Raw genomic sequence first — 10,856 nt, forward strand, 5'->3', positions numbered from 1 at the left:
CGCCGAGGACGGCGACCTAAAGGTCGCAAAAGCACCGCCCAAAGCAGAGCCCAGTTCTCCGTCCCGTGTCCGCCTCACTGCGGCTCCGCTTTCGCTCCGCCACGCTTGCCGTCGCCCGCCCGCTTAAGAGGGCGGGCGACGGATTTAGGGGCGAGGTTGGGGTTTTCGCGCGCCTTGCGCGATTCATTCTATTTCGGCTCACCGCCAAAATGATTGAATCGCTTCTTTAGGCGACGGCGCGCGTTTGTCCTACAGGAGGGTACTGCCCTCGGGCCGGGCAGGCCCCGCGTGCCCGCGGCGGGCAAATGGCAGCCTCTACCCCGTTCCCTGTCCGCGCGCTGGCGGAAATCATTCAAACGCGTGTTTCGCGTTTGAATGATTTCCTACTCCAGCTGTCGCGCGCGGTCTGATCACTGCCCCGGATAGAACTGTTCTTTCTGTGAACAGAAAGAACAAAAAAAAACTTTAGAGCGCGTCCCTAAAGGGATGCTCTGGCCGGGTCTACCCTAACAACCTCGCCCCAAACTTCAACCCCATCTCTGTTGCGTGCGCGGGGATCGCCTTTTCGAAAGGAAAACATAACTTTGTTCCTACAACTAATCCAACTTCAACAGACTCATGAACAAAACTCTCTTTTGCGCGGTGCTCGCCGTGCTGACGGCGGCTGGAAATGCAGGAGCTGCTCCGAAAATCAAAGTGCTGCCGAGGATGAACTACTTCACCGAACGGGATTCGGTGGCGACGATCATCGTCACGGGACAGCAAACGCCCGAACGGACGGCGCTCGATGACAGCGAAGCGGCGGTGACGCTGACCAAACAGGGGAAAAATACCTATACCCTACCCCTCGACGCGCTCAAAACGGGGGACAATACGCTGCGGGTGCGGGTCGGAGACAGTACGTACGCGGTGAGGCTCACCCGGCTGCCGTACAAGGACAACGGCGTGCAGATCGACTACCTAACGGGGGTGGTGAGGGCCGAAGGGCTGCCGGTCATTCCGAGCGGGTTCTACTGCTACTCGCCGGTGCAGCCGACGCTGGCCGAAGAGGAGGCGGTGCGGGGGATGAACCTCATTTCACCGTACCAGAACATCGGCAAACAGCCGCGCAAGGAGCGGATCGCTTACCTCGACCGGGCGGCGCAATTGGGGATGCGGGTGAACTACAACCTGCTGAGCATCGCGGGCGGAGGCGGAGGAGCCAAAGCGGCGGCGACGGACAAAACCAAGAAAATGGAGCTGTTGCGGGAGGAAATCCGCGCGCTCAAGGATCATCCGGCGATTCTGTCGTGGTACGTGGCCGACGAACCGGAGGGACAGGGCATATCGGCGGAAACCTTAGAGGAGATTTACGACATCATCCGAGCCGAAGACCCGTACCATCCGATTACGCTGGTCATTATGTCGGCGGGGCCGGGACGACACTATGCCAATTCGTGCGATATCATCATGGCGGACACCTATCCGGTGCCGAACTCGGCGGCGGCGGATGTGATCGGTACGATCCGCGGGCTGCGCGAGGAGTTGCAGTTCGAAAAATCGATCTGGTACGTGCCCCAGACGTTCGGAGGGGCGGAGTTCTGGACGCGCGAGCCGACGCCGGCCGAAATTCGTATGATGACGTGGGGGGCGGCATTAGAGGGGGCGCGGGGGTTCCAGTCGTTTATCCGACATGGGCTCAACGGGTTCCCGAAAAATCAGTTCATGTGGGAGACCTATGCCAAGACGTGTCGCGAGATTCAGGAGCTGACGCCGTTCTTCGAACGGGGGACGGAGCGGGCGCCGCGGGTGGCTTCGGCGGCGAAGTTGGAGGCGCGGACGTATACGTTGGGCAAACAAACGGTGGCGGTGCTCCTCAACCCGGGAGCGGAGGCGGCGAGCTATAAGCTGGTGCTGCCGGATACCTTCAACGGGAAGGCGTACGACCTGTCGGACAACAGTGTGCGGGAGGTGGTGAACGGGACGATCGACGGGGTGCTGGCGCCGTTCGGGGTGCAGATTTTCAAGCTGTTCGCCGATCCGGCGGAGGAACGGGCTTTTGCGAGTGACAACCGGCCGGTGAACGGAAGCAATCTGCTGATCGACCCGAGTTTCGAATGGCAGTACAGCGTCTCGGGCAATGTGCCGGCGGCGGTCTACGGCAATGCCGGGAAAGACCGGGGGGCGACGTATGCGATCGATTCGCGGGTGGCGTTTCACGGGGGGCATTCGCTGCGGATGATCACGCCGAAATCGGGACAGGGGGCGTCGGTCAGCTTCTACCCGCTGCCGCTCCAGCTGGGCAAAAGCTATATCATGACGGTGTGGGCGCGGGCGTCGGAGGCGTCGATCAACCGGCTGAAAAAGGGGGAAAAGATGCGGTTCCGGCTCAATTTGGGGAATATCTCGTCGCAGGAGTTCGAGTTGACAGACAAATGGACGAAGTACGAGCTGAGCGCGACTTATACGAAGGCGGCACGCGAGGCGAGGTATCTGAATTCGTCAATCACGCTGCTGACGGAGGGAACGGCGTGGTTCGACCTGCTGGAGGTGGTGCCGGACATGGATTTCTCGGTGGCGCAGGACGCGGATGATCCGCGGAGTTTCCGGGTGACGATGAACAACCACATTCCGGAGGGGGTGATCCGCTACACGCTGGACAGCTCGGAGCCGACGGCGGAGTCGACGCTTTACACGGAGCCGGTGAAGATCAGCGATGTGCGGGTGGTGAAGGCACGGGTGTTCGGGCCGGACGGACGAAGCTACGGGGTGACGGAGCAGCAGGTGGCGGCGCACAAGGCGCTGGGCGCGGGGGTGACTTACCTGAAGCCGTACACGAAGTATTCGGGCGGGGGCGACGGGGCGCTGACGGACGGCCGTGTGGGAGCGTTGCGGTTCGCGGATCCGGCGTGGCAGGGCTTTATCGGCAACGATCTGGAGGCGGTGATCGACCTGGGGGCGGCGGTGCCGGTGGAACGGATCACGGCGCAGTTCCTGCACTCGCGAGGGGACTGGATCGTGCCGCCGACGTCGGTGGAGTACCTGCTCTCTTCGGACGGGATGGCGTTTGAGTCGCTGGGGGTGATCGAGCTGGGCGAGGCGAAGAATGAGCCGACACATAAGGTGCCTGTCTCTAAGGACAAGATCGGCAAAACGGCGCGTTATATCAAGGTGATTGCGCGGGGGCACGGCAAGATGCCGGCTTGGCACAGCAAGGATGACGCGTGGCTGTTCTGCGACGAGGTGATTGTGGAATAGCGCGGCCTGATCTTTTGGCGCGAAAGAGAGTCGGGCGTATCCTTTTCGGAGGATACACCCGACTCTTTTCACTGCTGGACGCCGGATCAATCCAGCGCAAAAACGGAGAGCAGGGCGGCATGATCGGACGGAAAACGGACGGGGTGGGTGTCGATCGTCCGCGAATCCACGACGCGGACGCCCGGGCCGCGGTAATAGATGAAGTCGATCCGGTACTGTAACTCGTCTTTTGAGACGGGCGACCAGGTGTCGCCGGGATGGGTAGCGGGATTCGGCCAGCGTTCGCGGAAGGAGTCCCGGAATCCGGCCTCCTCCATCAACCGGCTGGTGGGCCACGGAATGACGTACCCGCTGTGGTGCTTTTTCGTCGCCGGCGTCCAGTCCAAATGAGAGGCGATATTGAAGTCGCCGGAGAGGAAGGTGGGCCGGGTGTCGTCGAGGAGGCCGGCGGCGGAGGCTTCGGCGAGGATCTGTTTCAGCTCGGACGCCCGGGTCGACCACTCGCCGCGCAGGATCGAATCTACCGGAACGCGGTCGCGCAGCTGGCTGTCGGTCGAAGGCAGGTAGTGCAGCCACAGGTTGATGTAACGGATGGTCTGGGTGGCGCTGACTCGGATGGTGACGGCCGAACAGTTGAAGGGTCGGAAAATATCTTCGGCGGCCTCGATCGGATAACGGCTCAGGATGGCGAGGTTCGAGCTGTGGAGGTAAAAGTAGTACCCCAGTTCATCGGCGATGCGGGCCCCGGAGCCGTAGGTCTCGATCAGTCCGACGACTTCGGCGCCCGATTCGCGAATGATGTCGACTACGCGCCGAGGCCCGGCCACTGCGCCGGTCTCGTTACCGCCGTGCCAGATGTTGAATCCCATGATGCGCAAGGTGTCGAGCCGTCGGGGCAAAAACGGATCGGTCAGGGGCGCGGTCTGCGGCCGCATGTGCCGGAATGCGGCGGACAACCGGGCGGGGCTCCAGAGGGTCGTGTCGACGACGGCAAAATCGATGCAGCCGTTGAAGGCGTGCCACTCGGAATCGTCGTGGCCGCCGATGCGCAGTCGGAAGGGCCCGTCGAGCGAGCCGAGCTCTTTCAGATTATAGAGGGCGGTCTGGCAGCCGTCGTAGTAAAAGGCGGCTTTGCCGCGCCGGCGGTCGCAGGTCACGGCCAGCTGGTGCCACTGACCGTCGTTCAGGGGTTGTCGTTCGGCGGTGGGTTCGTACCACAAGCTATGGCCGGCGGTGTCGGTCATGCCGGCGTACCAGGAGCCGTTCTCAGCGGCGCCGAGGGTGAAACCGCCTTCGTGTCGCGCTTTGTCGACGGTCGTGGCGATGACGGAGCCGCCTTTCGGCTGCGGACTGTCTTCGGGCACGCGAACCCAGACGCAAAAGGTATAGCTCGACGAGGTGTCGGGCCAGGGTTCTCCGGAGGGGTCGAGGAGGAAGGGTTTCCGTCACGGGGCTGTCTCGGTCAGATCCACGGCGCGGGTCTCCCGAACGCCGGGGACGGTGCGATAGGATTCTCCGGCACGGTCGGCGAGGTTCAAGGTGACTTGGGCCGAGGCGATGACGGGCAAAAGCAGAAAAAGAGCCAAAATCTTTTTCATCCTACATAGTTTTGATTTTCAACTTTTTGAATCGCTTGCCTACTTAAACGGGCGGATGTTTTTCGCCCTTCTTGGGCGGCGGCGCGCGGTTCAGTTTGAGGGGACGGCGGGCGGTACCTCCCGGCACTCGGAATGGGCAGCCTCTACCCTATTCTCAGTTCCGCTCTCTATTCTGTTTCGCGCGCCTTGGGGAAATCTTGTCAAAACACGCAAGCGAGTTTTGACGATTTCCCTCTTTAGGCGGGGCGCGCGGTCTGGTCATTGCCCCGGCTGGAACTGTTCTCTTTGTGAACAAAGAGAACCAGAAAACCGACGCTGCCAGCGAGGGCAATGCAAACATAGTTTGCAAATTGCCGAGCGGCGAGGAGGAAGGCGAAGCCAAACTTTAGACGGATGCTGACGCATCCTCAAGCTGCCGACGGCCCTAATCTCTGTTCGCGCGGGCCCCACGTCCCGTGGACGGAAATGCTTGCGCATTTCAACTGGCCGCCTCTACCCCTGTTCTCTATCCGCACGCCGACATCACGCGAAAGCGGCGGTCACCTCCTCGCGGTCGTCGAAGTGATGGCGCACGCCGGAGATCTCCTGATAGGGCTCGTGCCCTTTCCCGGCGACCAACACCACGTCGCCCGGACGGGACAGGGCGATCGCCGTCCGGATCGCCTCCCGACGATCGACGATGGTCAGCGTCCGGGACAATTGTGCGGCGTCCAACCCGCCGCGCATCTCGTCCAAAATAGCCTGCGGCTCCTCGAACCGCGGATTGTCGGAGGTCAGAATCACGCGCGAGGAGCCGTCCGCAGCTACGCGGGCCATCACGGGACGCTTCGTCGCATCGCGGTTCCCGCCGCAACCCACTACGGTAATCAGCTGGGCATCAGGCCGCCGCAGCTCGTTGATCGTGTCGATCACGTTCTGCAAGGCGTCCGGCGTGTGGGCATAGTCCACGATCGCCAAACGTCCGTCGGCGCTGCGAATCTGTTCGAACCGGCCGCTTACCGGACGCAGGGTGCTCAGGATACGAAGCACTTCGGCCGGGTCCTGTCCCAACTCCACGGCGGCGCCGTAAATCGCGGTCAGGTTGTAGGCGTTGAACCGCCCGATGAACTGCACCCACACGTCGCGACCGGCCAACGACAGCTGCATCCCGTCGGGAAGCTCTTCGACGATCCGGCACTGGTAATCGGCCGCGTTGCGCAACGAATAGGTCGCCCGCCGACCGACCGAGGCGTTCTGGAGCATCACTTCGCCGTTCCGATCGTCGATATTGGTCAGCGCGAAGGCCTCCCCGGGCAGCCGGGTGAAAAAGGCCTGTTTCGCGCGGATGTACTCCGCAAAGGTCTTGTGGTAGTCGAGGTGGTCGTGGGTGATGTTGGTGAAAATCCCTCCCGCAAACTGCAAACCGCCGATCCGCTGCTGCACCACGCTGTGGGAGCTGACCTCCATAAAGCAATAGTCGCACCCGGCCTCGACCATCTCGGCCAGCAACCGATTGAGGGTCAGCGGATCGGGCGTCGTATGGGTGGAGTCGATCCGACGGTCGCCCACGCGGTAGACGACGGTCGAAATCAGCCCGCAGCGGTGCCCCAAGGCCGTAAAAAGGTCGTACAGCAAGGTGGCGACGGTGGTCTTTCCGTTGGTGCCGGTCACGCCGACGAGGCGGAGTTGCCGGCTGGGGTGTCCATAAAAGGCTCCGGCCAGTTCGGCCAAAGCCCGGGCGCTGTCCTCCACAAGAACATAGCAGACAGACGGGTTCAGTTCTCCCTGCGGCAAGGTCTCGCAGACGACGGCCGAGGCGCCGCGCTCGACGGCGGCGGCGATATAGTCATGGCCGTCGCTCACGGTACCTCGCACGGCGACGAACAGGTCGCCGGGCGCGACGGCGCGCGAATCGAAACGGACGGCGCAGATCTCCGACGGCTCGGGCCCGACGATCCGGGAGGTCGGCAGTTGTTGGAAGTTCGGTTTCATTTCAACGGAAAATCGGTTACAAGGCGGCGCCGCGCTTCACGTCCATCAGGATTGAAAAGGCGCGGTGGATGTCGTCGTCGTGCACGACGACGGTGAATTCGTTGGTGGTGCTGATGAGTTCGACCATGTTGATGTTGTCCCAGGCCAACTCTTTGAAAATGTAGTAGTAAACGCCGGGATAGAGGCTGTTCTCGGCGGGCAGTTTGAGGGTGATCGACGAGAGGGAGTCGGATTTGGCGACTTGTCGTTCGTCGCGGAAAATCTCTTCGGCGGCGGCGACGAGCGAGTGGCTCAGGACGATGGCGGTCTCGCCGACGCCCTGGGAGAAGGTGCAGAAGGCCTCTTTCGACTCGTGCACGTGTTCGAGCAGGCGGGCCTGGCACCGAAACAGCGAGGGGGAGTTGCGATAGGTGAGGTCGGCGAGGTTCGACCGCACGACGACGTCGCCGAGGTGGCCGATCACGCGCCGGAAGCGCATGTTCGAAAGCAGTTCGAGCCGCGAGCCCATCCGCTTGAGGGCCATCATGATGGCTCCTTCGTTGACGGGCCGGCCGGCCTGTCGCTCGACTTCGGGACGCAGCCACCGGGCGAGGGCCGACAGGTTGACGATCCCTTCGAGCAGGGCGTATTCCAAAAAGGGCTGCTTCCGGACGATGGTCTCGACAACGACGGGGATACTTGTCATATTTTCAACAAATTTCGGCGTTATCGTTCAATTTCTTACATCGGCGCGCGTTTCGGCGGCAATTCCGCTAAATTTGCAGCCGACTACGACGACCGCGGAATCTTTCCGATGGTCGCGATACAAAATTAACGATTCGTTCGTCATTTAACACTACTCATGATAAAAACACTGAAATTCGGCGGCACGTCGGTCGGTTCGGCCGCCAACATGCGCCGCGTGGCGGAAATCATCACTTCGGAGGGGGCACGGCTGACGGTGCTGTCGGCGATGTCGGGCACGACGGACGCGCTGGTGCGGATAGCGGCGGCTGCGGCGCAGGGGGAGCGGGAGACGGTGCGCGAGACGCTCGAAATGCTCCGCACGAAATATTCGACCTGTATCGACGAGTTGCTGACGGATCACCGCGATGCGGCACGGGAGCGGATGGAGCGGGTGCTGGCGCGGATTGCGGACGAGACGTTCGTCTACCGGGGCGAGGTGTCGGACAAGCTGATTCTGGCGCAGGGCGAATTGCTGACGAGCGCGATCTTCTGTCACCACATGCAGGAGTTGGGGCATCGGGCGGAGCTGCTGACGTCGCCGGAGTTCATGCACACGGACGGGGAGGGGAAGCCGGATATGGCGCGTCTGCGGCGCGAGCTGACGACGCGGGTGACGGAGACGGACAAGGATATCTATTACATTGCGCAGGGTTTTATCTGTACGGATGCGGCGGGGAACCTCTCGAATCTGGGACGGGGCGGGAGCGACTACAGCGCGGCGCTGATGGGGGTGGCGATCGGCTCGGACGAGGTGCAGATATGGACGGATATCGACGGGATGCACAACAATGACCCGCGGGTGGTGGACCGGACGTTCCCGATCCGTCGGATGAGTTTCGACGAGGCGGCGGAGCTGGCCTATTTCGGGGCCAAGATCCTGCACCCGGCGACGATCCAGCCGTGCAAGGAGGCGGGGATCAATGTGCGGCTCAAGAACAGTATGGAACCGCAGGCGGAGGGGACGCTGATCTCGGATGCGGAGGACAATGCGATGGATTTCCACGCGATTGCGGCGAAGGACGGGATTACGGTGGTGCGGATCGCGTCGGCGAGGATGCTGATGGCGTACGGCTTCTTGCGCAAGGTGTTCGAGGTGTTCGAGAAGTACCGCACGCCTGTCGATATGATCACGACGTCGGAGGTGGAGGTGTCGCTGACGATCGACAGCACGTGCCACCTGGAGGATATCATCCGGGAGCTCCGGCCGTTCGGTTCGGTGGAGGTGAACCGGGACAATACGATCGTCTGCATCGTGGGGTGCATCGACGACCGGCATGCGGGGCTGGCGGCGCGTATCTTCCACAGCCTGCGCGAGGTGCCGATCCGGATGATCTCGTACGGGGCGAACCACCGCAGTATGGCGGTGCTGGTCGCTACGAAGCACAAGCGGCAGACGCTCCAGGCGCTGAACGACCATTTGTTCGATTGTTTTAACCGATAGACTGTATCACTGTTATGTCGAAATATGCCATTACGCCGGGGGCGACGGTACCTCCGACGCCTTTCTATTACTACGATCTCGACTTGCTGCGGCGGACGCTCGGCGTCGCCACGGAGGAGGCGAACCGTTACGGTTACCACATCCACTATGCAATGAAGGCCAATGTGGAACGGCCGATTCTGGAGGAGATCCGGAGGGCGGGGCTGGGAGCGGATTGCGTGAGCGGATACGAGGTGCGGTGCGCGGTGGAGAATGGTTTTGCGCCGGAAAAAATCGTCTTTGCGGGGGTGGGAAAGAGCGACGGGGAGATCGAATATGCGATCGAGCAGGGTATTTTTGCGTTCAACTGCGAGTCGTTGCAGGAGCTGGAGGTGATCGACGGGCTGGCGAAGGCGCAGGGACGGAGGGTGAATGTCGCGCTGCGGATCAATCCGGATGTGCGGCCGGAGACGCACCGGTACATCTCGACGGGGCAGGCGGAGAGCAAGTTCGGTATCTCGTACACGGAGGTGGACGAGGCGCTGGCCCGGCTGAACGAGTTGCCGAATATCCGTATCGTGGGGCTGCATTTCCACATCGGGTCGCAAATCCGCAATCTGGAGTCGTTCGCGGAGCTGGCGGAGCGGGTCAATGAGATTGCGCGGTGGTTCGAGGAGCGCGGGGTGACGCTCCGGCATCTCAACATGGGCGGGGGTTTGGGAATCGATTACGAGGGGCCGGACGAGGAGCCGATCCCGGATTTCGCGGGCTATTTCCGCACGTTCCACGACCACCTGAAGGTGCGGGAGGATCAAACGGTGCATTTCGAACTGGGGCGGTCAATCGTGGCGCAGTGCGGGGAGCTGATCACGCGGGTGCTCTTCACCAAAACGACGGCGGGAGGGGCGCGTTTTGCGATCGTGGATGCGGGGATGACGGAGTTGATCCGGCCGGCGTTGTACCATGCGCATCACCGGATCGAGAACCTGACGGCGGAGGCGGAAAAAGAAGCCCGACCGATGGAGCGCTACTCGATCGCGGGGCCGATCTGCGAGTCGTCGGATGTCTTCGCGCGGGAGATCGAGTTTCCGGAGTCGCGGCGGGGCGATGTGCTCGCGCTGCGCTCGACGGGGGCATACGGGAGCATCATGGCGTCGAACTACAACATGAGGCCGATCGCTCCGAGCTTTTTCGGGGGCGAAGAATAGCTTCTGTTAGAATGGGGGCTTTATGGGGGGAGATGCTGGCGGTAACTGCCTTGTGCTCCCGCCCCGGGCTTCCGCGATGCGGGCAATAATGGGCGGTTGGGCGCGCTGAGTGCTGTCGGCAACGAAGGTTCCGTCTGGTCGGCATCGGCCAACGGCACGAATGGCGTTTTTCTACGTTTCCTGATGAATACGGCTCAGTCCGGCTACTCAAGCAGCCGTGCCTTCGGTTTTCAGTTGCGCTGCCTCTCGGAATAAACGAGAAGGCGGAGGCATTTAGAGTAGAGGCGGACTGTTTTCGAGTGCCGAGCGGCACCGCCCCGGGCAACCGCGACGCCCAGGCGGGTTTGTTGGGCGCCGTCGGCAAGGTCGGTTATGGTTGGCTTGCAACGTCTAATGGCACTAACGGCATGAATCTGAATTTCGGGACACTATGGCTGAGCTCAAACAGTGCAGATGCTCGCGGCCTCGGTTTTCAGTTGCGGTGCCTCTCGGAATAAACGCCGCGGGCCCGCGGGGGGCAAGGGGCCGGGTCTACCCTAAACAATCGGGCAACCTCTACCCTATTTTGAATTGAAACCTGCGGCTCGAAGAGCCGTCCGGGCCGGAGCCACCCCAGGCGTAGGCCTGCAACTTCGCGAAGCTCGTTTCCGGCCACGCTGGCTCCGACCCGTTTTGCAATGCCCTATTTTTCGGGCT

At 62.0% G+C, this 10,856-nt stretch carries 8 protein-coding genes and 1 pseudogene; 4 read left to right on the forward strand and 5 right to left on the reverse strand.

All coding sequences use genetic code 11. The features are described 5' to 3' along the window. Positions 1-618: 618 nt before the first annotated feature. On the forward strand, positions 619-3,237 hold the full coding sequence (locus tag ACTO3O_RS09295; RefSeq protein ID WP_297832857.1) for a chitobiase/beta-hexosaminidase C-terminal domain-containing protein: 2,619 nt from the start codon (positions 619-621) through the stop codon (positions 3,235-3,237). A gap of 86 nt (positions 3,238-3,323) precedes the next feature. On the opposite strand, the gene ACTO3O_RS09300 is transcribed toward ACTO3O_RS09295, so the two are convergent. The 5 genes and pseudogenes from ACTO3O_RS09300 to ACTO3O_RS09320 all read right to left on the reverse strand — a co-directional run bounded on the left by ACTO3O_RS09300 (position 3,324) and on the right by ACTO3O_RS09320 (position 7,491). Further along, the gene (locus ACTO3O_RS09300) at positions 3,324-4,172 is read right to left on the reverse strand and encodes an endonuclease/exonuclease/phosphatase family protein (RefSeq protein ID WP_367279542.1); all 849 of its coding nucleotides are present in this window, start codon (positions 4,170-4,172) and stop codon (positions 3,324-3,326) included. A gap of 60 nt (positions 4,173-4,232) precedes the next feature. Next, positions 4,233-4,625: pseudogene (locus tag ACTO3O_RS09305) on the reverse strand (LamG-like jellyroll fold domain-containing protein); the annotation flags it as partial. A gap of 57 nt (positions 4,626-4,682) precedes the next feature. Then, positions 4,683-4,835, reverse strand: a complete 153-nt coding sequence (locus ACTO3O_RS09310; protein WP_297832215.1) for a hypothetical protein — start codon at positions 4,833-4,835, stop codon at positions 4,683-4,685. A gap of 522 nt (positions 4,836-5,357) precedes the next feature. Continuing rightward, positions 5,358-6,806, reverse strand: a complete 1,449-nt coding sequence (locus ACTO3O_RS09315) for a UDP-N-acetylmuramoyl-L-alanyl-D-glutamate--2,6-diaminopimelate ligase (protein WP_297832213.1) — start codon at positions 6,804-6,806, stop codon at positions 5,358-5,360. Positions 6,807-6,822: 16 nt separating this feature from the next. Then, entirely contained in the window at positions 6,823-7,491 is a 669-nt protein-coding gene (locus ACTO3O_RS09320; protein WP_294594167.1) for an ACT domain-containing protein, read from the reverse strand. Positions 7,492-7,647: 156 nt separating this feature from the next. Here ACTO3O_RS09320 and ACTO3O_RS09325 point away from each other — a divergent pair, with 156 nt between their 5' ends. The 3 genes from ACTO3O_RS09325 (at position 7,648) to ACTO3O_RS09335 (ending at position 10,415) form a co-directional block, all read left to right on the forward strand. Next, complete coding sequence (locus ACTO3O_RS09325) at positions 7,648-8,973, forward strand: aspartate kinase (RefSeq protein WP_297832210.1); 1,326 nt, start codon at positions 7,648-7,650, stop codon at positions 8,971-8,973. A gap of 14 nt (positions 8,974-8,987) precedes the next feature. Next, positions 8,988-10,160: a diaminopimelate decarboxylase gene (gene lysA / locus ACTO3O_RS09330; RefSeq protein WP_297832207.1), complete on the forward strand. Its 1,173-nt coding sequence runs from the start codon at positions 8,988-8,990 to the stop codon at positions 10,158-10,160. A 96-nt stretch (positions 10,161-10,256) separates the two neighbouring features. Next, positions 10,257-10,415 (forward strand): hypothetical protein, encoded by a 159-nt coding sequence (locus tag ACTO3O_RS09335; protein WP_297832204.1) that lies wholly within the window; start codon positions 10,257-10,259, stop codon positions 10,413-10,415. Positions 10,416-10,856 lie beyond the last annotated feature (441 nt).

The organism is Rikenella sp., from assembly GCF_056799795.1.